Below are 23,463 nucleotides of genomic sequence, written 5' to 3'. Positions count from 1 at the left end.
GGGGAGGGGGAGGATCATGAAGCACCAGCATGGGGCGAGCGCCTTGCTGCTCCTCTTCCTGCTCCCGATCGTGCTGGTGGACACCGGCAGCCTTCCGGCCGCCGTCGCGCTCGCCGCGACCGGGACCGCCCTCGCCGTCTGCGCCCTCCTCACCGCGCGCAGCGCACCCGCCGTACCGCCCACCCGGGTCCGTACGGCCATCCGCGAGCGGGCCCGCCGTACGGCGTTCCTGCCCCAGCGCGACCCCGACGCCTCGGGCCGCCCACGCCCCCGAGCCCCCGGACACCCCCTCCGGACGACCACCGCGTAGGCATTCCCAGAAGCCTTTCCTGCCTCCGCGCGGGGCCGTCCCGTCGCCATGCCCACTCCCGGCACGACGAGACCCACGGAGGGCTCACCCATGTCCGTCTTCGCTGCCCTGGTCGGCCAACTCGCCGACCTGCTCCACCCGTTGTTCGGTACGGCCGCTGCCGCCGCCGCGATCGTCCTGTTCACCGCTCTCGTACGACTCCTCGTGCATCCCCTGTCGCGGGCCGCGGCGCGCGGGCAGAAGGCGCGGGCCCAACTCCAGCCGCGGGTCGCCGAGTTGCGGAAGCGGTACGCGAAGCAGCCCGAGAAGCTGCGGAAGGCCGTACTCGACCTGCACACCGAGGAGAAGGTGTCCCCGCTGTCCGGAATCCTGCCGAGCCTGCTCCAACTCCCGGCGTTCTTCCTCCTCTACCGCCTCTTCTCCGGCGGCGGTGACGGCCTGCTCTCCCACCAGCTGTTCGCCGCGCCGCTCGGCGGACGCTGGGCCGACGCGCTCGCCGGGGACGGGGTGTTCGGACCGGCCGGGCTCGTCTACGTCGCGCTGTTCCTCGTCGTCGCCGCGGTCGCGACCTTCACCTACGTCCGCACCCGGCGCTCGGCCGCCGACACAGGTGCAGGTGCAGGTGCAGGTGCAGGTACAGGTACCGGCACGGGCGCCCTCGGCAAGGTGCTGCCGCTCCTCTCCTACGGCACGCTGGTCACCGTGGCCGTCGTGCCGCTCGCCGTCGCGCTGTACGTGGTGACCAGCGCGGCCTGGAGTGCCGTAGAACGGGCGGTTCTTTACACGTGACGGCAGCCTGACGGCTCGTGGTCGCGGTCCAGTCCGTGAACCAGGTATTGCGGACTGGACCGTGAGCTTGGAGGATCGACCAGTCCTCCGATGGCTGCACCCATCGGTCGACCGTCCGCGATCGATGGAGATGGTGAACATGAAGCTGCTGCGAGTCGGTACGGCGGGGGCGGAGCGGCCCGCGCTGCTCGACGCCGAGGGGACCCTGCGGGACCTGTCCGGCATCGTCCCGGACATCGACGGGCCGCTGCTCGCCGACACCGCCGCGCTGGGCCGGATCCGGGCCGCGGCCGACGCCGGGGAACTGCCGGCGCTGGACGCCGACGGGCTGCGGGTCGGGCCGCCGCTGGCGCGGATCGGCAAGGTCGTGTGCATCGGGCTGAACTACCACGACCACGCCCGCGAGACCGGTGTCGAGCCGCCCGCCGAGCCGGTCGTCTTCTTCAAGGCGGCGGACACGGTCGTCGGGCCGTACGACACGGTGCTGGTCCCTCGCGGGTCGGTGAAGACGGACTGGGAGGTCGAACTCGCGGTCGTCATCGGGCGTACGGCCCGTTATCTGGAGTCCCACGAGGAGGCGCTCGCGCATGTCGCGGGGTATGCGGTCGCGCATGACGTGTCCGAGCGGGAGTTCCAGATCGAGCGGGGCGGGACGTGGGACAAGGGGAAGAACTGCGAGACGTTCAACCCGCTGGGGCCGTGGTTGGTGACGGCGGACGAGGTTCCGGATCCGCAGGCTTTGTCGCTGCGGCTGTGGGTGAACGGGGAGTTGAAGCAGGACGGGACGACCGCCGAGCAGATCTTCTCGGTGGCTGAAGTGGTGCGTTATGTCAGCCAGTTCATGACGCTTTATCCCGGCGATGTCATCAATACCGGTACGCCGGCGGGGGTTGCTCTTGGGCAGCCTGAGCCGAAGCCGTTCTTGCGGGCCGGGGATGTTGTTGAGCTGGAGATCGCGGGGTTGGGCAAGCAGCGGCAGGAGTTCAAGGACGCCTAAGGGGTGGGGGCTGCTCGTTGTTTCGCGGGTGCGCGGCCGTTGGGGCTGGTCGCGCCCACGCGGCGGAGCCGCAAATCGACACAGCCCCGCGCCCCTCAGGGCATCACCTCTACGCCAATAGAGAGGCGAGCTTGCGCCAGGCCTCTCGGGGGAGGTCTTCGCGGGCGTTGCCGTCCACGATCTGTAGGGCTACGTGGTCCGCGCCCGCTGCCACGAAGTCGTCGATGCGGGCGCGGATTTGGGTGTCGTCGCCCCATGCGAACACCGCGTCCACCAAACGGTCGCTTCCGCCATCCGTGATGTCGGACTCCGTGAAGCCGTTGCGGAGGAAGTTGTTGGTGTAGTTGGGGAGGGCGAGGTACATGGCCAGGTAGTCGCGGGCCAGGGTGCGGGCCCGGGTCGGGTCCGTTTCCAGGACCACCTTCAACTCCGGGGCCAGGAGCGGGGTTTCGCCGAGGATGGCGCGGGCCTTGGCCGTGTGCTCGGGGGTGACCAGGTACGGGATCGAGCCGGCCGAGCGGTCGCGGGCCAGCTCCAGGGTCTTCGGGCCGAGGGCGGCCAGGAGGCGGTGGTCGGCGGGGACTCCGGCGGTGTCCAGGGCGTCCAGGTAGCTCACGAGCGCCGAGTACGGGCGGCGGTACTGGTCCGCCAGCTTGGCGTGGCTCACCCCGAGGCCGAGCAGGAATCGGCCGGGGTGGGCCGCCTCCAACTCGGCGAAGCCCGCGGCGCTTTCGGCCGCGTCGTACTGCCAGATGCTCTGGATGCTGGTGCCGACGGCGAGCGTCGAGGTCGCCTCGACGAGCGGTACGGCGTGTTGGGCGGCGCTGCTGCCGCCCAACCAGACGGCGCCGTAACCGAGTTGCTCCAACTCGGCCGCCGCGTCGGCGAGTTCACCGCGCCGGGCCGGATCCTCGGTGCGCAGGCCCACGCTCCAGATGCCGTATCGCCCGACCGTTTCCCTCAGCTTCTTCGGCGTATCGCTGCTCATCGCTGCTGTTCCCTCCGCTGTCGGACCTGGACCTGTGAGCCCTGTGGACAGTGCCAACCGGAGTCGGGTCCCGCTTAATCCCGTCGTCTAGTCCCGGCGTTCGTCGTCCAGGAACTGCTCCAGTGCCGCCACCACGAATCGGTGGTCCTGGAGCTGCGGCAGACCGCTCACCGTCACCGTGCCGATCACGCCCACGCCCTCGACCCTGATCGGGAACGAGCCGCCGTGGGCCGCGTACTCGTCCGGGTCGAGGCGGGAGGAGTCCTCGAAGGTGCTGCCCTTGGCGCGGAAGCGGGTGCCGACCAGGTAGGAGGCGGCGCCGAAGCGTTCGACCACCTTGCGCTTGCGGTCGATCCACGCGTCGTTGTCGGGGGAGGAGCCCGGCAGTGCCGCGTGGAAGAGCTGCTGGCCGGCGCGGCGGATGTCGATGGCGACCGGGGCCTGGCTCTCGCGGGCCAGTTCCACGAGGAGCGAACCCAGTGCCCAGGCGTCGTCGTAGGTGAAGCGCTGGAACACCAAGTGCCGTTCCTGTGCTTCGAGTTCCTCGACCGTCGGGGTGATCTCGGGGGCGATCCGCTGGGTGATCGCGGGCTTGTTCTGGGTCACAGGGTCACCGTCGCTCCGTCGCGGGCGCTGCGGCGCGCGGCTTCCAGTACGTCGAGGGTGGCGGCCGCCTCCAGGGCGGTCACCGGGTTGGGGGCGCCGTCGCGGAGGGCGGCGGCGACGGCCGCGTAGTACGCGGGGTAGTCGCCGGGGAGGGTCGGCTCGGGGCGGCCACCGCCGGTGAGCGGGGACTCTCCGGCGCCGACACGGCCGTAGAGCGACTCGGGTTCCTGGCCCCAGTTCTTCTCGGTGCCCGGGCGCTTGCCGTCGCGGAGGTCGGCCTCCTGGGGGTCGAGGCCGTACTTGACGTAGCCCGCCTTGGAGCCCAACACCCGGAAACGCGGGCCGAGTTGGGCGGTGGTCGCGGAGACGTACAGGTGGGAGCGGACGCCGTTCGTGTGGGTCAGGGCGAAGAACGTGTCGTCGTCCGTCTCCGCGCCCGGGCGGCGGATGTCCGACTCGGCGTACACGGAGGCGACGGGGCCGAAGAGGGCCAGTGCCTGGTCCACGACGTGGCTGCCGAGGTCGTAGAGCAGACCTCCGATCTCTGCGGGGTCGCCGGACTCGCGCCAGCCGCCCTTGGGCTGCGGGCGCCAGCGCTCGAAACGGGACTCGAAGCGCCAGACGTCGCCCAGTTCGCCCTCGGCGAGGAGCTTGCGGAGGGTCAGGAAGTCGTTGTCCCAGCGGCGGTTCTGGAAGACGGAGAGGAGCAGGCTGCGCTGCTCGGCGAGGGCCGCCAGCTCGCGGGCCTCGGCTGCCGTGCCGGCGATCGGCTTGTCCACGACGACCGGGAGGCCGGCCTTGAGGGCGGTGGTCGCGAGGGCGACGTGCGTCTTGTTCGGGGACGCGATGACGATCAGGTCCAGGTCGTCGGCGCGGGCGAACAGTTCCTCGGGGGTCGCGGCCGTGCGGACGTCCGGGAACTCCGCGCGGGCCTGTTCCTGCCGCTCCGGGTTCGAGGTGACGACCGTGTCGAGGGTCAGGCCCTCGGTGGCGGCGATCAGCGGGGCGTGGAAGACGGAGCCGGCGAGGCCGTAGCCGACGAGGCCGACGCGGAGGGGTGTGCGAGTCGTGCGTCCAGTCATGCCCTCCACTTTCGCAACGCTGTTGCCAAAGTGCAAGTGGTGGGGACAATGGGGGTGTGGACAACAGTGCGCGGGGCGGGACGGCGGCGGCGGGGGCGGCGCGGGCTGAGGCTGGGTCGGGGGTTGGCATCGGGGCGGGGATCGGTTCGGCGAGTTCGGCAGGGGCAGGGGCCGGAGTGGGGATCGGTTCGGCGGGCGAGGTAAGGGCCGGGGCAGGGATCGGTTCGGCGAGCGCGGTAGGGGTCAGGTCGGGGGTCGGTCCGGTGGGGGCGAATCTGCTTGCCGTGCGCAGTCACAACGCCGCGCTGGTTCTCGACCTGCTGCGGACGGCCGGCGCGGACGGGATCAGCCGGCTCGAACTCGCCGACCGCACCGGGCTCACTCCGCAGGCCGTCAGCAAGATCACCGCCCGGCTGCGGGACTCCGGCCTCGTCGCGGAGGCGGGGCGGCGCGCGTCCACGGGCGGGAAACCGCGCACGGTGCTGAGGTTGGTGCCGGAGGCCGGGCATGCGGTGGGGGTGCATCTGGACCGGGATGAGTTGCGGGTGGTGCTGGTCGATCTCACCGGGGCGGTGGTGGGGGAACGGGGGGCTCCGCTGGATTTGGGGGCCGGGGCCGGGGTTGTTGTGGAGGCGGTGGCTCGGGAGGTTGAGGAGTTGGTGGGGGGAGGGGGTTTGGGGGGCGGTGCCGGTGCCGGTGCCGGTGCCGGTGTGAGTGCGGGTGGGGGTGCGGATGTCGGTGCCGGCACGGGTGTGAGTGCGGGTGCGGGTGTCGGTGCTGGCTCGGGGGCTGCCGGTACGGAGGTTGTCGGTGCGGCGGGTGCGGGTGTCGAGCGCTGCCTCGCTGACGCCGGGAGCCTCGCCGATCCTGCGGGCCCCGCTGACGCCGCGCGCCCTACCGATCCTGCGAGCCCGGCTGACTCCGTGCGTCCCGCTGACCCTGTGAGCCCCGCTGACCCTGCGCGTCTGGTGAACCCGGCATCCGTTGGTCCCGCCGATCCTGCGTGTCCCGCTGACGCCGCCTGTCCCGCTGACCCCGTGCGTCCCGAGTCGCCGAGTCGACGCGTCCTGCACCGCACCCCCGCCGCTACCGCCCAACTCCTCGGCGTTGGCGTGGCCCTCCCCGGTCCGCTCGATCATGCTCACGGCATTCTGCATCGGGTTACCGGATTTCCCGAGTGGGACGGGTTTCCGTTGCGGGATGCGTTGGCTCGGCGGCTCGGGGTGCCTGTTGTGGTGGACAAGGACACGAACGCCGCCGCGTTGGGGCTGGCCGTCGGTGGGGAGGGCGGGGCGTTCGCCTATCTGCATCTCGGGACCGGGCTCGGTGCCGGGCTGGTGATAGGCGGGGGTGTGCACCGGGGGGCGCGGACCGGGGCCGGGGAGTTCGGGCATCAGGTGATCCAGCTGGACGGGCCGCCCTGCGAGTGCGGGAACCGGGGCTGCATCGAGTCCCTGTGCCTGGCCGCCGTAGCGCGCGGTGATGTCGATGAGGCGGCTCGGGTGCTCGGTGCCGGCGCCGCGAATCTCGTGGGCCTGCTCGACATCGACCTCGTGCTGCTGGGCGGCCGTACCGTCGCCGCCGACCCGGAACCCTTCGTGCGCGGAGTCGCCGCCGTCCTCGGCGAACGCGCCCGGCGCGAGGGCGCACGCGAGGCCGCCGTACCCGTACGGGTCGCCCCCGGCGGGGCGCGGGGTGTCGCGGAGGGGGCCGCGCAGTTGCTGCTGGGGCCGCTGTTCGGGCGGGCGGACGGGTAGGTGTCCGGAGGAATGTGACACTCGCACCCCGGTGTGTCACATTGCCGCCGGAGGGGGTCGGTCCCGCGTCCGGTCGAGGCATTCGCGCCGCGGACCGGCAGGCGGAGGCGCCAGGTGGTCCGGGGATACGTGACGCCTCCGCCGGACCTGTGACACTTCCGCCGAACAGGGGCCCCGCCGCGCCCGTTCGAGGCATTCGTGGCCCGCGCTCGGCACGGCACCCCGATCGACAGGGCCCGTCCGGCACGCTCATGTGTTTATGCGACTTCCCCTGAGTCCACGCACCCCACTACGCACACCCCAGCCCCGGTCCCTGCCCCGGTCCCAGCCCCTGTTCTCGCTCTCGCTCTCGCTCTCGCTCTCGCTCTCGCTCTCGCTCTCGCTCTCGCCCTCGCCCTCGCCCTCGCCCTCGCCCTCGCCCTCGCTCTCGCCCTCGCCCTCGCTCTCGCTCTCGCTCTCGCTCTCGTCGCCGTCCCGGCCCGTGACCCTGTCCCGATCCTCGCCCCTCTCCCCCTCCCCGTCCCAGCCCGTGACCCCGTCCCCATCTCCGTCCCGGTCCCAGCCCGTGACCCAATCCCAAACCCAATCCCGGTCCCGGTCCCGGTCCCAGCCCGTGACCCAATCCCAATCCCGGTCCCAAACCCAATCCCGGTCCCAGCCCCGGTCCCGGTCCCAGCCCCGGTCCCAGCCCCGGTCCCAGCCCCGGTCCCAGCCCCGGTCCCAGCCCCGGTCCTGGTCCCGGTCCCAGCCCCGGTCCCAGCCCCGGTCCTGGTCCCGGTCCTGGTCCCGGTCCCAGCCCCGGTCCTGGTCCCGGTCCCGGTCCTGGTCCCGGTCCTGGTCCCGGTCCCGGTCCTGGTCCTGGTCCCGGTCCCGGTCCCGGTCCTGGTCCTGGTCCTGGTCCTGGTCCCAGCCTTCGTCCCGGTCCCTGCCTTCGTCCCGGTCCCTGCCGCTGCACCGGCCTGTGACCCCGCCCCGATCCCTGTCCCTCCGTCTCGCCGCAGCCGCCGCCCCCCTCCTCTTCTTCCTCCTCCTCACCGCCGCACCACCGACCCACGCGGCAGTCCCCGCTCCCGCCCATGAGGCCGCCGCCCCCGCCTACGCAACGGCTGCCCCCGCTCCCGCCTGCGCCGCCCCGAACGCCCGCGCCTTCCCCCTCACCACCCGCATCCACGACGGCCCGGACACCTACGCGGCCGGTGGCGGCTACGGCACCTGGTATCTCGACCTCACCAACACCACCGCCCGCCGCTGCACCGCGATCCACCCGGTCGTCGTCCTCGTCGACCGGCAACGCGCCCTGAAACCGTCCCAGCCCAAGCTGGAGTTCTACGACGGCACCCGCCCGCGCCCCTACCCGGTCCACTTCGAGAAGACCGACGAGGCCGAACTCGTCGGCGCCTTCGACGACGGCTTCCCGGGCTTCACCGTCGACCCCGGCAAGACCCTCACGGTGAAGGTCCGCCTCGCCCTCGCCCCGGACGCCGTCGCGAACGAGATCACCGCCGACGCGGCCGTCGTACAACGCCATGCCGACGACGGCGACTGGATCGGCCAGTCGAACGACTACCGCTTCGACGTCGAGCCCGCCGCCCCGGGATCCACCGCCCCCGCCACCTCTACGACGACTCCCGCGCCCGCCACCACCGCGCCCGCCGAGGACCTCTCGTTCACCGACGAACTCGCCCGCACCGGAATCGGCCCCGAACACCTCGTCCTCGCCGCCACCTCCGTCCTCCTCGTCACCGCCGGCGCCCTGCTGCTGGCCCGGAGGCGCCGATAACACCGGCCGCCACCTCTGCGACGATCTCCCCGTGGACTACCCGAACGACCAGGCCCCCGGCGCCCCCGTCCGCTCCGGCATCCCGGAGCACGGCCGCATCCCCAAGTACTACGCGGTCAAGGCCCAAATCGCCGTACTCGTCGACGAGTTGGGGGAAGGCAACCTGATCCCCACCGAGCGCGACCTCGCCGAGCGGTACGAGGTCGCCCGCGAGACCGTGCGGCAGGCGCTGCGCGAACTCGTGCTGGAGGGCAGGCTGCGCAGGCAGGGCCGCGGCACGGTCGTCGCGGGTCCCAAGCTGGAGCAGCCGCTGTCCCTGGCCAGCTACACCGAGGGCGTACGGCGGCAGGGGCGCACCCCGGGCCGCAGCCTCGTCACACTCGACCGCTTCCCGTGCGCCGACGCGCTCGCCGCCGAGACCGGACTGACCCGCGGCGAACCCGTCTGGCACCTGGAGCGCGTCCTGCTCGCCGACGACGAGCGGGTCGGCCTCGAAAGCACCTACGTCTCCGTCGCCCGGGTCCCGCACCTCGACACCGACTTCGAGCCCGACTCCTCCTTCTACGGCTACCTCGGCGCCCGGGGCATCAACTTCGGCGACGCCGACGAACGCATCGAGACCGTGCTCGCCACCCCGCGCGAGGCCCTCCTCATCGGCACCCCGCCCGCCCTTCCGATGCTGCTGATCCATCGGGTGTCGAGAGACACGGAGGGGCGGCCGCTGGAACGGGTGCGGGGCCTGTACCGGGGCGACCGCTTCTCCTTCACCACGCATCACCGCGGCTGAGAAACACGGAAATACGGACGTTCCACGCCCTCTGATTATCACGGATAGGTAACGGGTCTAGCCCAAACGTGATGGGGCGTTCACGCTTTCGTTGGGAGCCGGACCTTTCCGGTTCCCGGATCCCGAGGAGCGTGGCCGTCGTGAGAGTGACAGTCGTCGGAGGCGGCGTGGTGGGCACCATGCACGCCTGGCAAGCAGTGGAACGCGGCCATGAGGTCGTACAGATCGAGCGCGAGGCGGAGGCTCGCGGTGCGTCGTTGCGCAACTTCGGACAGATCTGGGTGAGTGGCCGCGCGGGCGGCGAGGAACTCGAAACCGCCCTGCGGGCACGGGAGTTGTGGGAGGAGATCGGCGCCCGCGTCCCCGGACTCGGCTTCCGGGCCAACGGCTCGCTGACCCCGGTCCGGGGCGATCGCGAACTCGCCGTCGCCGAGGCCGCCGTGGCACGGGAGGACTCCGCAGCCCGCGGCTACAAGCTCCTCACCGCCACCGAGGCCCGCGCCGTGAACCCCGCCCTGCGCGGCGACTTCACCGCCGCCCTGTACTGCGAGCGCGACGCGGCCGTCGAACCCCGCACCGCCCAACTCGCCCTGCGCGCCGAGCTGTCAACGTCCCCGAACTACACCTTCCTGCCGGGCCGAGAGGTCCGCGAGGTCATCGGCGAGCACGCGGTACGCGACGACCACGGGGACGTACACGCCTCCGACGCGGTCGTGCTGTGCACGGGCGCCTGGCTCGGCGGACTCGTCCGCGAACTTGCCGGACCCGAACTCCCCGTCCGCCGCGTCCGGTTGCAGATGATGCAGACCGACCCGCTCGGCGAACCGCTCACCACGTCGATCGCCGACGCGGACAGCTTCCGCTACTACCCGGCCTACCGCGGCCAGGCCCTGGACCAACTCAACGCCGAGCAGCCGCAGTTGCCGACCGCCGCCGCGCACGCCATGCAACTCCTCATGGTGCAGCGCGCCGACGGCGGACTGACCATCGGCGACACCCACGAGTACGAGCACCCCTTCGCCTTCGACACCACCGAGGACCCCTACGACCACCTCACCGAGGTCGTCGAGTCGTTCCTCGGCCGCCCCCTCCCGAAGATCCGCCGCCGCTGGGCCGGTGTGTACGCGCAGTGCACCGACCCCACCCGCGTCGTCCACCGCCAACAGGTGTGCGACGGCGTGTGGTTGGTGACCGGGCCGGGCGGGCGCGGCATGACCTGTTCCCCGGCGATCGCCGAAACCACCGCGAACGAACTGGACTGGTGACCCCCGTGACCCCTCTCATCAACCCCACGACACCCGACATCCGTCTCGTCGTCCTCGACATGGCCGGCACCACCGTCGCCGACGGCGGTCTCGTCGAGGAGGCGTTCGCCGCTGCCGCCCGGCACCTGGGCGCGGAACCCGCTGACATGCTCGACTACGTCCGCGCCACCATGGGCGAGTCGAAGATCTCCGTCTTCCGCCACCTCTTCGGCGAGGAGACCAAGGCCCAGGACGCCAACAAGGCCTTCGAGGCGGCGTACGCGGACCTCGTCGACGGCGGCCGGGTCGCCGCCCTCCCCGGCGCCCGCGAGACCATCGAGACCCTCAAGTCCCAAGGCCGTACGGTCGTGTTGACCACCGGCTTCGCCCGCACCACCCAGGACGCGATCCTGGCCGCGCTCGGCTGGCAGGACCTCGCCGACCTCACGCTGTGCCCCGCCGACGCCGGCGGCCGGGGGCGCCCGTACCCGGACATGGTGCTGACCGCCTTCCTGCGTACGGCAGTTGCGGATGACGTACGGCAGCTGGCCGTCGTCGGCGACACCTCGTACGACATGCTCAGCGGGGTCCGCGCGGGGGCGGGGCTGGTCGCCGGTGTCCTGACCGGCGCGCACGACGCGGACGCGTTGCGGGCGGCCGGGGCGAACCAAGTCCTCGACGGCGTCGGACAGTTGCCCGGAGTCCTCGCATGACGAACGGCATCCGCTTCGACTCCGTCACCGTCGCCTACGACGGCACGGTCGTCCTCGACGCCCTCGACCTCACCGTCGAACCCGGCGAGGTCATGGCGCTGCTCGGACCGTCCGGCTCCGGCAAGACCACCGCGCTGCGGGCGGTCGCCGGGTTCGTACGGCCGGTGTCGGGGCGGGTGTTCCTCGGCGGCCGGGATGTCACCGACCTGCCGCCGTACCGGCGGGGCGTCGGGATGGTCGTCCAGCAGTACGCGCTGTTCCCCCACTTGCGGGTCGAGGAGAACGTGGCGTTCGGGCTCAGGGCGCGGAAGGTGGTGCGGGCGGAGATCCGTACCCGGGTCGCCGAGGCGCTGGAGATGGTCGGCATGGGGGAGTATGCCCGGCGCCATCCACGGGAGTTGTCCGGCGGGCAGCAGCAACGGGTCGCCATCGCGCGGGCGTTGGCGATACAGCCCGGGGTTCTTCTTCTGGATGAACCCCTCTCCGCGCTCGACGCGCAGCTGCGGTCCGGGATGCTGGATGAACTCGCCCGTCTGCACCGGGAGTTGCCCGAGGTGTCGATCCTCTACGTCACCCATGACCAGGTCGAGGCGCTGACTCTGGCCGACCGGATCGCCGTGATGGACCGGGCTCGGCTTCAGGAGTGCGGGACGCCGCGCGAGCTGTACCGGGCGCCCAAGAGCGAGTTCACGGCGTCCTTTGTCGGCAGCGCGAATCTGTTGCCGGTGACGGTGGGGGAGCGGGGGGTGTTCTTCGGGGAGCGGCGGGTTGAGGTGCGGGGGGTTGTGCCGGGGGTCGAGGCGACCTTGTGCGTACGGCCGCATCTGGTTGGGCTGGGGGATGGACCCAATCAACTCGCGGGTGTCGTACGGGAGATCCAGTGGCGTGGCGCGACCCACCGGATTTACGTCGATGTGGACGGGCAGCGGGTCATGGCTGACGTGCCGGAACTGAAGAAGCCGCCTGTGCATGGGGACGCGGTGACTCTTCATTTCGCTCCCGATGATGCGGTGTTGCTGGCTGCTGGAGTTGGCGATGAGTGAGGTTGTTCGTCGGGTGCGGCTGAGTGGGGGCTTGTCGCGCCCACGCGGCGGCAGCCGCACATCAAATACAGCCCCGCGCCCCTGGGGGGTTGTCCTGGCGCCTGTTGCATTGCTCGGGTTCTTCTTCCTTTACCCCCTCGCCCTCGTCGTCGAGCAGTCCTTTCAGCCTGACAGCGGCGGGTCGTCCTTCCAGCCTTACGCCGACGTCTTCTCCTCCGAACTGTTCCGTACCGCCCTCTGGACCACCGTCTGGATCGCCGTCGTCTCGACCCTCGGATGCCTGCTCCTCGGGTTCGTGCTCGCGCTGATCATCGCCTTCGTCCCCTTCCCCGGAGCCAAGACGGTCGCGCGCTTCATCGACGTCTACCTCTCCTTCCCCTCCTTCCTCATCACGCTCGCCCTGCTCTTCATCTACGGCACCACGGGGATCGTCGGTTCGTTCCAGTTCCTCGCGACGCCCTGGGGAGTGCTGCTCGCGGAGGTCACCTACTTCACGCCGTTCGTGATGCGGCCGCTGCTCGCCGCGTTCTCGCAGCTGGACACCGCGCAGTTGGAGGCGGCCAGTTCACTCGGAGCCAGGGCGCCCCGCATCATCCGGCAGGTCATCCTGCCGGAGGCGCTCCCCGCGCTCGCCGCCGGCGGGAGTCTCGTACTCGTCCTCTGTCTGAACGAGTTCGGGATCGTGCTGTTCACCGGGGCGAAAGGGGTCACGACTCTCCCGATGCTCGTGTACAGCAAGGCGATCCTGGAGTCGGACTACCCGGGCGCGTGTGTGGTCGCCGTCGTCAACGTCCTTATATCCGTGGGGCTTTACGGCCTCTACCGGGTGGTGAGCCGTCGTGTTGGTGCATAGCCGCAAGGCGAAGTGGGCTGTGTGGCTGGTGTTCGCCGTTCTCTTCCTGCCCCTCTTCGCGCTGCCCCTCCTCGTCGTCCTCGGGGCGTCCTTCGCCACCAACTGGTCCGGTGTCCTCCCCTCCGGTTTCACCACCTCCCACTACTCCGCCGCCACCCGGGGCGAGGCCCTCCAGGCGCTCACCACCAGCCTGGTCACCGCCTTCACCGCGAGCCTGTTCGCGCTCGGCATCGGGACCTGGGCCGCGCTCGCCGCCGCCGGGCTCAAGAAGCGTCAACGCAGGGTGCTGGACGCCCTGTTCGTGCTGCCGGTGGCGGTGCCGTCCGTCGTGGTCGGGCTGGCGATCCTGGTCGCGTTCTCCAAGCCACCGATGCTGCTCAACGGCACCCGGTGGATCGTGATCCTCGCCCACACCGTGCTCGTGACCGCCTTCGCCTACCAGTCCGTGTCCGCGGCGATCGTCCGCCTCGACCCGGCCTACGAACAGGCCGCCGCCTCCCTCGGCGCACGGCCGCTGTACGTCCTGTGGCGGATCCGGCTGCCCTTGCTGCTGCCCTCGCTCACCGCCGCCGTAGGACTCTGTTTCGCCCTGTCCATGGGCGAGTTGAGCGCCACGGTGATGCTCTATCCGCCCGACTGGACCACGCTTCCGGTCCTCATCTACTCGGCCACCGACCGTGGCGCCCTCTTCGCCGGTTCCGCGCTCGCCGTGGTCCTGATGACGGCGACCCTGCTCGTCCTGCTCGTCGTCTCCCGCGTCCGGAACCGATCCTCGTACCGCTGATCCCCACCCACCGCGGATCTCCACCCACCGCGGATCTCCACCCACCTTCGCCAAGCAAGGAGTTCACCTCGCCATGCCCAGAAACACGCTCAAGATCGCCGTAGCCGTCTCGCTCTGCGCCACCCCGCTGCTCACCGCCTGCGGCGGCACCTCCGCCGCCTCCGACGCCAAGGTCGTCACCGTCTACAGCGCCGACGGGCTCAAGGGCGAGAACGGTGACGGCTGGTACGACGAGATCTTCAAGGACTTCGAGAAGAAGACCGGCATCAAGGTCAAGTACGTGGAGGGCGGCTCCGGCGAGATGGTGCAGCGTGCCGTCCGCGAGAAGAGCAACCCGCAGGCCGATGTCCTGGTCACCCTGCCGCCGTTCATCCAACAGGCGGACAGCAAGGGGCTGTTGCAGAAGTACACCCCGGCCGGTTCCGACCAGGTGAGCGGCGCCGACAAGGCCACCGACGGCACCTGGACCTCCGTCGTCAACAACTACTTCGGGTTCGTCTACAACAAGAAGCGGCTCACCCAAGCACCCACCACCTGGGACGAGTTGCTCGACGGCACGTACAAGAACAAGCTCCAGTACTCCACGCCCGGAGTCGCCGGTGACGGAACCGCCGTACTGATCAAGGCGATTCACGACTTCGGCGGGAAGGACGCGGCCCTCGCCTACCTCAAGAAGCTCCAGTCCAACAACGTCGGGCCGTCCGCCTCCACCGGCAAGCTCGCGCCCAAGGTCGACAAGGGCGAGCTGCTCGTCGCCAACGGTGATGTGCAGATGAACTACGCCCAGTCCAAGACCATGCCGAACCTCGGCATCTGGTTCCCGGCGAAGCGGGGCGGCAGGCCCACCACCTTCGCCCTCCCGTACGCGGCCGGCCTCGTCACCAAGGCCCCGCACAGCGCCAACGGCAGGAAACTCCTCGACTACATGCTCAGCCGCACCGCCCAGCAGCAGGTCAGCTCGGTCGGCGGCGGCTTCAGCGCCCGCCGGGACGTCAAGGCCACCGACGCCAACGCCACCGCCCTGACCGCGCTCATGACCGGCGTCGAGATCTTCCAGCCGGACTGGGCCGACATCGACAAGAACCTGACGTCGTACGTCGAGGACTGGCAGTCCGCCACGGGCAGTTGAGCCTCCTTGAGCCTCCCGTGAAGCCGACCCTCAGATGAGGTCGACGAGGTCCGCGATGGAGTCGACGACGTTCGTGGGGCGGTAGGGGTAGCGGTCGAGGTCGCCCTTGGTCGTCAGCCCGGTGAGGACGAGGAAGGTCTCCATCCCGGCCTCCAGTCCGGCCAGCACGTCCGTGTCCATGCGGTCGCCGATCATGGCGCTGGTCTCCGAGTGCGCGCCGATGGTGTTCAGCGCCGACCGCATCATCAGCGGGTTCGGCTTGCCGACGAAGTAGGGCTCCTTGCCGGTCGCCTTGGTGATCAGCGCGGCCACGGAACCGGTGGCCGGCAGGGCGCCCTCGGGCGAGGGGCCGGTGTTGTCGGGGTTGGTCGCGATGAACCGGGCGCCGTCGTTGATCAGCCGGATCGCCTTGGTCAGGGCCTCGAAGGAGTACGTCCGGGTCTCGCCCAGGATCACGAAATCGGGGTCGGAGTCGGTCAGCACGTACCCCGCGTCGTGCAGTGCCGTCGTCAGCCCGGCCTCGCCGATCACGTAGGCGGTGCCGCCGGGGTGCTGGTTGTCCAGGAACGCGGCGGTGGCCAGCGCCGAGGTCCAGATGTTCTCGACCGGCACGTCGAGACCGATCCGGTTCAGCCGGGCGTGCAGGTCACGCGCGGTGTAGATCGAGTTGTTGGTGAGGACCAGGAACGGGCGTCCCTTCTCGCGCAGCGTCTTGATGAACGCCTCCGCGCCGGGCACCGGGACGCCCTCGTGCATCAGCACCCCGTCCATGTCGGTGAGCCACGATTCGATGGGCTTGCGCTCTGTCATGGGTGGGCTCTCCTGCGGTACGCGGGCATGTGAGGTGACCATGCTATGCACCTTCCGGCGCCGTCCCCCATACGGAGCAGCGGGGCGTGGCTGAGGATGCGGGTGCCCGCTGTGAGGAGGAGTCTCCAGATATCTGGAGGTTCACGATGGGTTCACTGAAGGTCACACTCTGTGCGGGCGCCGCGGTGGTCCTCGCGACGCTCACCCCGACGGCGTACGCGGCGGACGGAGGCGCTGTCACGGTGACCCCCGCCTCCCCGGCCCCCGGCGCCGACGTCGCGCTGAAGATCAGCGGCTGTGCCGGTACGACGGGCTCGGCGGCGTCGGCCGCGTTCGTCGCCGACGCCAAGCTGGTCGGCGCGTCCGGCACCCTCGCCGGCGAGACCCGGGTCCGCACCTCGCTGGAGCCGGGCAGCTACGACGTGAAGATCACCTGCGGGAGCGTGACGGTGAAGGGCGCGATCAAGGTCGTGGCGGACGCTTCCCAGTCGCCCTCGGCACCCCCCTCCGCCCCCGCCTCGCCCGTCGCCCCCGTCCACGCGGGCGGCGGCGGTGCGGCGGCGCACCTCGCGGCCGTGGACGCGCGCGCTGCCGGTCCCGGTACCGCGCAAACCGTGGTGGGTCTGTTGCTGGCCGGTGTCGCCGCGGCGGCCGTGGCGCTGCGCAGCGCCCGCCGGAGCCGCAGGACGGGCTGACCGCCATGTTCGATCACGACAGGCCCGCCGAGCACGAGCGTTCCTCCGGCACCGGGCGGCTGCTGACCGGGGTCGCCTGGGCCGTGCTGCTGCTCGGGCTCTGGCTGTGGGGGCAGGACCTGACCGACATCCGACTGGGCATATCCGCGCCGACCACCGGAGACGTGGCGGCGGTCGGACGGCCGCCGGAGGCCGAACTCCCGCCCGCCGCGAAGCCGTTGGAGAACGCGCTGCCGCAACGCATCGACATCCCCCAACTCGCCGTCCAGGCACCGGTGGTGGCCCGCGGCCTGGACACCCAGGGCGCGATCGACCCCCCGCCGTTCGACCAGGCGGGCGTGGTCGGCTGGTACGGCAGCGGAGTACGGCCCGGAGCCGTGGGCACCGCGTTGATGGTCGGGCACGTCGACACCGAGACCCGCCCCGCCGTCTTCTACAAGCTCAGCACGCTCCGCCCGGGCGGCACGATCCGGGTGATCCGCGACGACGGCAAGGTCGCCGAGTTCACCGTCGACGACGTCCGCGTCCTGACCCGCGCCCACTTCGACGCCCAACAGGCCTATGGCACACGGCAGTCGGGCCGCGCAGAACTCCGCCTCATCACCTGCGGCGGCACCTTCGACCGCGTCGGCCGCAGCTACACGGCGAACGTGATCGTGTCCGCCTACCTCACCGGGACCGGACTCTGACAACCGGGCCCGGCCGACGACCTGCTCCCCCCTGAAGCCGCCGACCGGGCTGGTCCTCAACCGCACGCGCACGGGCTGCGGGAGTAACCCGGCGAACGGCGCGGGAGGTCTGGAAAACCAGTGGTGGAGGTGTGGACTTGGCCAGGGGCCGGGGCCGTTGGGAACGACTCTAGAACGAATGGGCGTCCGGGCCTAGAGGGCAAATAACGCCATGTCTCACAGTAGTTGCTCGCTGTCATATGCACTGGTCACAGTCGATCCACCGGTCCCCCCTCGATCACCGCCAGCGCGACCCGGTCCAGCGCCATCCGGCGCCGCCGCGCATGCCCGCGCAGCGCGATGAACGCCTCGTCGGTACCGACCTGCCAGCGCTCGGCGAGCATCCCCTTGGCCTGCTCGATCCGCACCCGGCTCGACAGCGCCTCCTGCAACTGCCCGGCCAGGGAACGGGATTGGGTATACGCGCGGTTGTTCTCCAGCCCGAGACCGGCGGCGTCGGCGAGCGCCTGCGCCACCACCAGTTCCGAACGCCATTTGTCCGAGGCGTAGTCGGGCAGCGTCGGCACGAACACGTTGAGCGCGCCGAACCGGGTGTCCCGCCGCCGCACCGGCACCGCGAAGGTCGCCACGACACCGTGCCGCAGGGCCTGTTCGGTGAACTCCGGCCAGCGGGCGGCCGTATGGGCCACGCCGATCACCACCGGCGGAACGGGCCGCCCGGAGCGGTAACTCTCCAGACAGGGCCCGCCGTTGCGCTGAGCGGCGAGCAGTTCGAGAGCGACCTCCTCCCGGCCGCCGTACGTGCTCCCGCCCACCGCCACCGCCTCACCACCGTCGATCAGCACGATCCCGGCAGCCCAGGCGGACAGCAGCTCCACGCAGTGATCGGCCAGCCGCCGCAGATAGTCCCCGGTGTCGAAGGTCTCCGTCACCGTGTCGGCGGCCTCCACCAGCGCCGCGGCGAACCGGCCCTCCCGGGTCGTGTGGTGCATGACGACCACCTTCTCCCTGCCCCGGAACCGATCCGCCGGCAGACCCTAGGCGGCGCACCTACCCACGAGGACGGAGGTGTAACAGGCCGCCGCCAACACCCCGGTGTTCTCGTGGGCGGCACGCCACGTATGTCACGATTGACCCTTGGATCGGTACAGCCAAGGGGGAGTTGGATGTACGGCAGCCAGGGGACCCCTGTCTCCTTCGGCACACGGACGTCGGCGCTGGTCCTGGGGGCGGCACTGCTGATGGCGGGCTGTTCCTCCTCGGGGGACGGGGGCAGGAAACCCGACGCGGGGGCGAAGATCACCCAACAGCCCGATGGAGCCGACCCGATCTGGGTCAACCCGGACACCAACGCGGCCCGCCAGGTGGCCACTTACGTCAACGCGGGCAAGACGGCCGACGCCGAGCAGATCAGGAAGATCGCCGAACAGCCGACCGGCGAGTGGATCGGCGCGGAGAACCCGAAGGCGGAAGCCCAGGGCTTCACCGAGGCCGCCGACCGGGCCGGCCGCACCGCCCTCCTGGTCCTCTACAACATCCCGCACCGCGACTGCGGCCAGTACTCCCAGGGCGGCGCGGGCGACGGCGACGCGTACCGGGCCTGGATCGACGCGGTGGCCGAGGGCATCGCGACCCGCGCGGCGACGGTGATCCTGGAACCGGACGCGCTCCTGCACCTGGTGGACGGCTGCACTCCCGCCCAATTCCAGGCGGAACGCTACGACTTGCTCGCCTACGCGATCACCAAGCTGAAGTCCTTGAAGAGCACAAAGGTCTACCTGGACGCCGGAAACGCGGGCTGGGGCCACCCCGACGAGATCTACCAGCCCCTCCAACGAGCAGGCATCACCAGGGCCGACGGCTTCGCGGTCAACGTCTCCAACTTCTACTCCACCCAGGACTCCATCGCCTACGGCAAACAGCTCTCGGCCAAGACCGCCGACAAACACTTCGTCATCGACACCAGCCGCAACGGCAACGGACCGTATACGGCCGACGACACAGACGAGAACTGGTGCAACCCCCCAGGCAGGGCCCTGGGCGAAACCCCCACAACAAAGACGGCGGACCCGCTCGTGGACGCCTACTTGTGGATCAAACGCCCGGGCGAGTCGGACGGCGAGTGCAAGGGCGGCCCGAAGGCGGGGCAGTGGTGGCCGAGTTACGCACTGAAGCTGGCCGAGTCCTCCAACTGACGCACAGTCCCACGCCCCTGTTCTTTTAGGGGCGCGGGGAACTGCGCGACCAGCCACAACGGACCCGCGGCCAAAAGACAACCGCTACGGAACCTTCACCCAGACCGCCTTACTCGGCGTCCCCTGATCGTCATCCACAAACAGCATGTACCACCCCGACTGCACCAGATTCCGATCCTTCGGCACAGTAACCGTGATCTTGTTACCCGCAGTCCTGAAGTCCAGCGCGATGGACCGCTGATCAACATCCGTGACATGCGTGGACGCACTGGGCCGAATCAACCGCACCTTCTTGATCGAAGACGCATGCGCCGAGGTGAACGTCCCAGACGCCCCCCGAGCAAGAGACCCCGGCCCCCCGGAAAGATCCGGCCGGGAATCCCGGTAAAGATACGGCGGCGTATACATCTCGATCCGCTGCTCAAAAACCCCCGGCTTCGTGTCCCCCTTGTCCGCATACAAGGGATTCGACCCGAAGAACATCACCCGCCCGTCCGGCAACAGAATCGACCCGGAGTGATAGTTCCGCCCCACCAGCGGATCGGCGACCTCCTCAAAACTATTCGTGTCCGGGTGATAGAGCCGAGCCTGAAGGATATCGGACTCGCCTCGCCCCCGATAATCCTCAGACCCGCCCGACACAAGCACCGTGTCATCAGGCAGAATCGAGGTCTGCGGATACCGGGTCCCCTTCTCCAACGAGGGCCCGTCCACGAACTTGGGATCGGCGTCCTTCAGATCAACGAGCCGAGTCCTGGCGGTCGACAACTTCGACTCACCAACACCCCCACCCCCAATGACCATGTACTTCTCGTCCTGAGCCGGCGCCAACAACACAGTCGCCGAGGTCTCCAGCATGTTCGGATCACTGAGCCCCGGCACCTTGGTGAACGCGTTGGTGCCGACGTCCCAGATCCCCGGATCACGCCCCACGTTGTCCGGCCCGTACCCCGCATTGGACCCCGAGTAGAACAATTTCCCGTTCTCCATCAGGAACAACGCCGGATACGTGGGGAACTGCCGCTTCGTCGTCGTGTACGTCCACTTCTTGGTGGCCGGATCAAAGATCTCGTTCTTCCCCGGCACCAACTGCCCGATGTCATCAAGCCCGGAGACGCTGAGAACCTTCCCGTCGCTCAACGTCGTCAACGTCGGATACCACCGGGCCTCGTTCATCGGATCGACCTTGATGTACTTCTCGGCGACCGGATCGAACTCGTACGCGTTCTTGATTCCCTCGAAGTCTCGCTTGTCCAGCCCGAACTTGTTCCCGATGCCGTACGTGTTGCGCTCGTCGGCACCGGTCAACCCCTGGATCCGGTAGTTGTCCTGGGTCCCGGTCTCGTACTCGGTGCCCTCCTTCGGCGCCTCGACGACGACCCGGCCGTAACCGGGGTTGTTCCGCAGGAACTTGCCGGTGCTCTTGTCGAACACCTTGGTCGCACGCGGGATGAGAACCGAGTCCGTGGAGACGAACGACTTACCGTTCGCCTTACCCGTGAACCTCGTCCCCTGGGGCAACGTCATCGGCTTGTCGGGATTCTCGTTGTAAAGAATCATGACGCCACCCGCCTTCTTGACGTCACCCTTCAGCTTCTCGTACTTCTTGGTGCCGCCCGCGATGAGGATGTTGCCGTTGGCGAGCTGGGTGTGCCCCGTGCAGAACAGGTCGGCGGGAGTGGGGACCTTCTTGATGGTCCCCTTCACCGGATCCCAGATCCGCGACTCGAACTTCTTCGCGTTGAAGTTGTCCTGGTTGTTCCCCGAACCCGCGACGAGCAGCACCTTCCCGGTGTGCAGCAGCACCGCGTGAATGGTGTCCTGCCGGTACTCCTTGGGGAACTGGACGATGTCCCAGTGCCCGTTGTCGGCTTTGTACTCGGGCTTGTCGATGACGTACTGGTGGTATCTCTCGGTCCCGAATCTGTACAGCCAGGGCCCGTTCATCCCGGCCAGGGCGAGTACGACCACCGTACTGATCGCGAGTCGACGGGCACGGCGCCGGCCGGCTTCCTTCATTCCTTACGACCCCCCGGCCCGCCGAGCGCGATCCGCATGGTCTGCTCACCACTGCCCGCCGCCCAACTGGGCTTCTGCTGCGGGACGGTGGGGACGACGGGGGGCTTCTTCCGCTCCTGCCGCAGCATGTACCGCCAGGCCAGGATCGGCGACGCGGTGATCAGCAGGGCGACCGTGGCCCAGGTGATCATCGCGGGATGGGAGTGCCCGTTCTCGAACCCGGCCATCAGCGACCCGGCGAAGACCAGGATGAAGAACCAGTGCACCCGGAACGTCCCGAACAGCGTGTCGGGACTGGCCGAGTCGCCCTTGGGCGTGACCACGAACTTGCTCTTGCGGCGCAGCACGGCGTCGAGCAGCGAGCGGGCGTATATCGGCGCCGACAGCGCGGACATCACCATGCCCGCGACCCCGCCCGACCCCTCCGGCTCGTGCGGGGAGACGTTGTGCCGCCGGTTCCAGATGTAGAGGCCGATCTGCAGCGCGGACGCGTTGCCGTAGAGCATCAGCCACACCGTCGGGTCGATGTTCACCCCCGAGGCGCCCAGGCCCAGGAACAGCGCACAACTCAGCGCCGCCAGTATCCAGTTGAGGGCCGACATCGGGTAGAAGATGATCATCATCGTGTAGTTGAAGAGCTTCCCCGGAGGCATCGAGAAGAAGCCCTTCCAGTACTGCTTGAGGATCGTCTCGTACGTCCCTCTGGACCACCGGAGCTGCTGCGTGAAGAAGTCCGTCCAGGCGCTGGGCCCTTCGCCGACCGCGAGCACGTCCGGCGTGTAGACCGACTTCCACTTCTTCCCGGTGACAGGGTTCTTGGCCCGGTGCATTTCGAATCCCGTGGCCATGTCCTCGGTGATCGAGTCGTACAGGCCGCCGATCTGCTGAAGTGCCCTGATCCGTACGGCATTTGACGTGCCGACGAACATGGGCGAGCCGTAGCGGTTGCCGGCGCGCTGGATCAGGGCGTGGAAGAGGAACTGCTGCGACTCGGCGGCCTTGGTGACCGGGCCCTCGTAATTGCCGTACACCTGGGGGCCGATGACGAAGCCGACGTCCGGGTCGCGGAAGAAACCCAGCATCCGCTCCAGGTAGTTGGGCAGCGGCACGTGGTCGGTGTCGACGGAGGCGAAGTAGTCGTACGCGCCGCCGTGCGCCTCCAGCCAGGCGTTGTAGTTGCCGTGCTTGGTCTTCGCGCGGTGCGCGCCCTTGGGCTGGTTCCAGCGCTCAACTCCCTTGCGGGTGAAGTGATGTACGCCGAGCCGCCCACACACCGCCTTGACTTCGGGGTCGTCGCCCTCGTCCAGCAGCCACACGTGCAACAGCCCCCGGTGGCGCAGCCGTACGGCCGCCTCCAGGGTCCTGGTGACCATCTCCAGGGGTTCCTTGCCGGGCACGAACGTCGTGATGAACGCGACTCTCGTGCCGGTCTCCGGCACCACCGGGACCGGGTCGCGGGCGACCAGCGTGGCGTGCGCGTTGGACAGCACGTTCATGCAGCGGAAGAACTCGATCAGGCCGATCGCGACCAGCATCACGATGTCCAGCGCGGGCAGGAAGTCGTAGGCGGGATAGTCGCGTTGGGTCCAGTGCTCGGGCCGCATCAGCCAGCCGAGCAGGATCAGGGAGAGCAGTGGCGCCGCGCCCAGCATGAGGGCGGCGCGCAGGCGGTGTGTCTCCTGCGACAGCAGCGACCGGTACTGGACCCTGTACGGCTTGCCCGGGTCGGGCTGTGTGAGGGGTCCGGCCAGGCGGCTGTAGTGCTCGTAGTCGTATCTCGGAAGTGTGCTCCTGATCCGGCGGAAGCTGCCGGTCCGGTGTCCCGGGACTCTGAGTTCGGTGGTTTGTGTTGGTGACGGGTCGAGGTCGTGCCGGGCGCCCGTCGGCGTCGACGTCATGAGTCATCCCCCCACACGCGAAAACGCGCGTGTCTGTTTGTCTCGGCCGCCCGTCGGCGTCCCCCTCGACGATCGACGGGCGTGTCAGTGGTGGCCACAGTCACCACACAGTCCGCTCACAGGGATGTGCGACTGCGACCGCCCGGTTGCGCGATGCCCCCTCCGACATCTGTTCCAGCGCGGGGCCCCTCCTCCCCGCGAAACCGCGCAACCGGTTCCGTACCCCCTCAACTGCCGTGTACCGGCAGTATCTTGAAAACAAGGGTTCTACGGTGCTCAGCTTGATCGCAAGACA

At 69.6% G+C, this 23,463-nt stretch carries 23 protein-coding genes and 1 pseudogene; 16 read left to right on the top strand and 8 right to left on the bottom strand.

Going from position 1 to position 23,463, the window contains the following annotated elements; genetic code table 11:
* Window positions 1-16: 16 nt before the first annotated feature.
* From OG407_RS20450 to OG407_RS20440, 3 genes are all read left to right on the top strand, one after another.
* A complete protein-coding gene (locus OG407_RS20450; RefSeq protein ID WP_405859977.1) occupies window positions 17-310 on the top strand; it encodes a DUF6412 domain-containing protein in 294 nt (97 codons plus the stop codon).
* A 90-nt stretch (window positions 311-400) separates the two neighbouring features.
* Window positions 401-1,099 (top strand): YidC/Oxa1 family membrane protein insertase, encoded by a 699-nt coding sequence (locus OG407_RS20445; RefSeq protein WP_405859975.1) that lies wholly within the window; start codon window positions 401-403, stop codon window positions 1,097-1,099.
* A gap of 139 nt (window positions 1,100-1,238) precedes the next feature.
* Window positions 1,239-2,096 carry a fumarylacetoacetate hydrolase family protein gene (locus OG407_RS20440; protein WP_405859973.1) on the top strand — a complete coding sequence of 286 codons (858 nt, stop codon included), beginning with the start codon at window positions 1,239-1,241 and terminating at the stop codon, window positions 2,094-2,096.
* 109 nt (window positions 2,097-2,205) lie between these two features.
* Here OG407_RS20440 and OG407_RS20435 read toward each other — a convergent pair whose 3' ends face one another.
* The 3 genes from OG407_RS20435 to OG407_RS20425 form a co-directional block, all read right to left on the bottom strand.
* Entirely contained in the window at window positions 2,206-3,084 is an 879-nt protein-coding gene (locus tag OG407_RS20435; protein ID WP_405859971.1) for an LLM class F420-dependent oxidoreductase, read from the bottom strand.
* Window positions 3,085-3,171: 87 nt separating this feature from the next.
* On the bottom strand, window positions 3,172-3,690 hold the full coding sequence (locus OG407_RS20430) for a heme-degrading domain-containing protein (protein ID WP_329350718.1): 519 nt from the start codon (window positions 3,688-3,690) through the stop codon (window positions 3,172-3,174).
* On the bottom strand, window positions 3,687-4,772 hold the full coding sequence (locus tag OG407_RS20425) for a Gfo/Idh/MocA family oxidoreductase (protein WP_405859969.1): 1,086 nt from the start codon (window positions 4,770-4,772) through the stop codon (window positions 3,687-3,689). The genes OG407_RS20430 and OG407_RS20425 overlap by 4 nt, the downstream gene beginning before the upstream one ends.
* Here OG407_RS20425 and OG407_RS20420 point away from each other — a divergent pair.
* Both OG407_RS20420 and OG407_RS20415 read left to right on the top strand, forming a co-directional pair.
* Window positions 4,748-5,161: pseudogene (locus OG407_RS20420) on the top strand (hypothetical protein); the annotation flags it as partial. The gene OG407_RS20425 and the pseudogene OG407_RS20420 sit on opposite strands and share 25 nt — an antisense overlap.
* A 270-nt stretch (window positions 5,162-5,431) precedes the next feature.
* Window positions 5,432-6,529 (top strand): ROK family protein, encoded by a 1,098-nt coding sequence (locus OG407_RS20415; RefSeq protein ID WP_405868511.1) that lies wholly within the window; start codon window positions 5,432-5,434, stop codon window positions 6,527-6,529.
* Window positions 6,530-6,778: 249 nt separating this feature from the next.
* Here the strand turns inward: OG407_RS20415 and OG407_RS20410 are convergent, their stop codons facing one another.
* Window positions 6,779-7,564, bottom strand: coding sequence for a hypothetical protein (locus OG407_RS20410; RefSeq protein ID WP_405859967.1), 786 nt, complete (start codon window positions 7,562-7,564; stop codon window positions 6,779-6,781).
* Here OG407_RS20410 and OG407_RS20405 point away from each other — a divergent pair.
* The 8 genes from OG407_RS20405 (at window position 7,491) to OG407_RS20370 (ending at window position 14,862) form a co-directional block, all read left to right on the top strand.
* A complete protein-coding gene (locus tag OG407_RS20405; RefSeq protein WP_405859965.1) occupies window positions 7,491-8,309 on the top strand; it encodes a hypothetical protein in 819 nt (272 codons plus the stop codon). The genes OG407_RS20410 and OG407_RS20405 overlap by 74 nt on opposite strands.
* Window positions 8,310-8,340: 31 nt before the next feature.
* A complete protein-coding gene (locus OG407_RS20400) occupies window positions 8,341-9,096 on the top strand; it encodes a GntR family transcriptional regulator (RefSeq protein WP_405859963.1) in 756 nt (251 codons plus the stop codon).
* 140 nt (window positions 9,097-9,236) lie between these two features.
* The gene (locus tag OG407_RS20395; RefSeq protein WP_405859961.1) at window positions 9,237-10,361 is read left to right on the top strand and encodes a TIGR03364 family FAD-dependent oxidoreductase; all 1,125 of its coding nucleotides are present in this window, start codon (window positions 9,237-9,239) and stop codon (window positions 10,359-10,361) included.
* Complete coding sequence (locus tag OG407_RS20390; RefSeq protein WP_405859959.1) at window positions 10,358-11,053, top strand: phosphonatase-like hydrolase; 696 nt, start codon at window positions 10,358-10,360, stop codon at window positions 11,051-11,053. Before OG407_RS20395 ends, OG407_RS20390 begins: the two co-directional genes overlap by 4 nt.
* The gene (locus OG407_RS20385) at window positions 11,050-12,096 is read left to right on the top strand and encodes an ABC transporter ATP-binding protein (RefSeq protein ID WP_405859957.1); all 1,047 of its coding nucleotides are present in this window, start codon (window positions 11,050-11,052) and stop codon (window positions 12,094-12,096) included. Before OG407_RS20390 ends, OG407_RS20385 begins: the two co-directional genes overlap by 4 nt.
* On the top strand, window positions 12,089-12,949 hold the full coding sequence (locus OG407_RS20380) for a 2-aminoethylphosphonate ABC transporter permease subunit (RefSeq protein WP_405859955.1): 861 nt from the start codon (window positions 12,089-12,091) through the stop codon (window positions 12,947-12,949). The genes OG407_RS20385 and OG407_RS20380 overlap by 8 nt, the downstream gene beginning before the upstream one ends.
* Window positions 12,936-13,733 carry an ABC transporter permease gene (locus OG407_RS20375; RefSeq protein WP_405859953.1) on the top strand — a complete coding sequence of 266 codons (798 nt, stop codon included), beginning with the start codon at window positions 12,936-12,938 and terminating at the stop codon, window positions 13,731-13,733. Before OG407_RS20380 ends, OG407_RS20375 begins: the two co-directional genes overlap by 14 nt.
* Window positions 13,734-13,806: 73 nt before the next feature.
* Window positions 13,807-14,862: a 2-aminoethylphosphonate ABC transporter substrate-binding protein gene (locus OG407_RS20370; RefSeq protein ID WP_405859951.1), complete on the top strand. Its 1,056-nt coding sequence runs from the start codon at window positions 13,807-13,809 to the stop codon at window positions 14,860-14,862.
* Between the two features lie 30 nt (window positions 14,863-14,892).
* Here OG407_RS20370 and OG407_RS20365 read toward each other — a convergent pair whose 3' ends face one another.
* Entirely contained in the window at window positions 14,893-15,672 is a 780-nt protein-coding gene (locus OG407_RS20365; RefSeq protein WP_327403753.1) for an HAD-IIA family hydrolase, read from the bottom strand.
* A 146-nt stretch (window positions 15,673-15,818) separates the two neighbouring features.
* On the opposite strand from OG407_RS20365, the gene OG407_RS20360 reads away from it, so the two are divergent.
* Together OG407_RS20360 and OG407_RS20355 are read left to right on the top strand one after the other, a co-directional pair.
* Entirely contained in the window at window positions 15,819-16,367 is a 549-nt protein-coding gene (locus tag OG407_RS20360; protein WP_405859949.1) for a hypothetical protein, read from the top strand.
* 5 nt (window positions 16,368-16,372) lie between these two features.
* The gene (locus tag OG407_RS20355; protein ID WP_405859947.1) at window positions 16,373-17,056 is read left to right on the top strand and encodes a class F sortase; all 684 of its coding nucleotides are present in this window, start codon (window positions 16,373-16,375) and stop codon (window positions 17,054-17,056) included.
* 248 nt (window positions 17,057-17,304) lie between these two features.
* Here the strand turns inward: OG407_RS20355 and OG407_RS20350 are convergent, their stop codons facing one another.
* A complete protein-coding gene (locus OG407_RS20350) occupies window positions 17,305-18,048 on the bottom strand; it encodes an ANTAR domain-containing protein (protein ID WP_405859945.1) in 744 nt (247 codons plus the stop codon).
* A gap of 174 nt (window positions 18,049-18,222) precedes the next feature.
* Between OG407_RS20350 and OG407_RS20345 the strand changes: the two genes are divergently transcribed.
* A complete protein-coding gene (locus tag OG407_RS20345) occupies window positions 18,223-19,251 on the top strand; it encodes a glycoside hydrolase family 6 protein (RefSeq protein WP_405859943.1) in 1,029 nt (342 codons plus the stop codon).
* A gap of 84 nt (window positions 19,252-19,335) precedes the next feature.
* Here OG407_RS20345 and OG407_RS20340 read toward each other — a convergent pair whose 3' ends face one another.
* Together OG407_RS20340 and OG407_RS20335 are read right to left on the bottom strand one after the other, a co-directional pair.
* The gene (locus OG407_RS20340) at window positions 19,336-21,270 is read right to left on the bottom strand and encodes a galactose oxidase-like domain-containing protein (protein WP_405859941.1); all 1,935 of its coding nucleotides are present in this window, start codon (window positions 21,268-21,270) and stop codon (window positions 19,336-19,338) included.
* Complete coding sequence (locus tag OG407_RS20335) at window positions 21,267-23,168, bottom strand: glycosyltransferase family 2 protein (protein WP_405859939.1); 1,902 nt, start codon at window positions 23,166-23,168, stop codon at window positions 21,267-21,269. Before OG407_RS20335 ends, OG407_RS20340 begins: the two co-directional genes overlap by 4 nt.
* Window positions 23,169-23,463: the final 295 nt, after the last annotated feature.

Origin of the sequence: Streptomyces sp. NBC_01515 (genome assembly GCF_045040345.1) — a bacterium.
In the GTDB taxonomy this organism is placed as follows: domain Bacteria; phylum Actinomycetota; class Actinomycetes; order Streptomycetales; family Streptomycetaceae; genus Streptomyces.
This window is presented reverse-complemented; position numbering and strand designations above follow the sequence as displayed.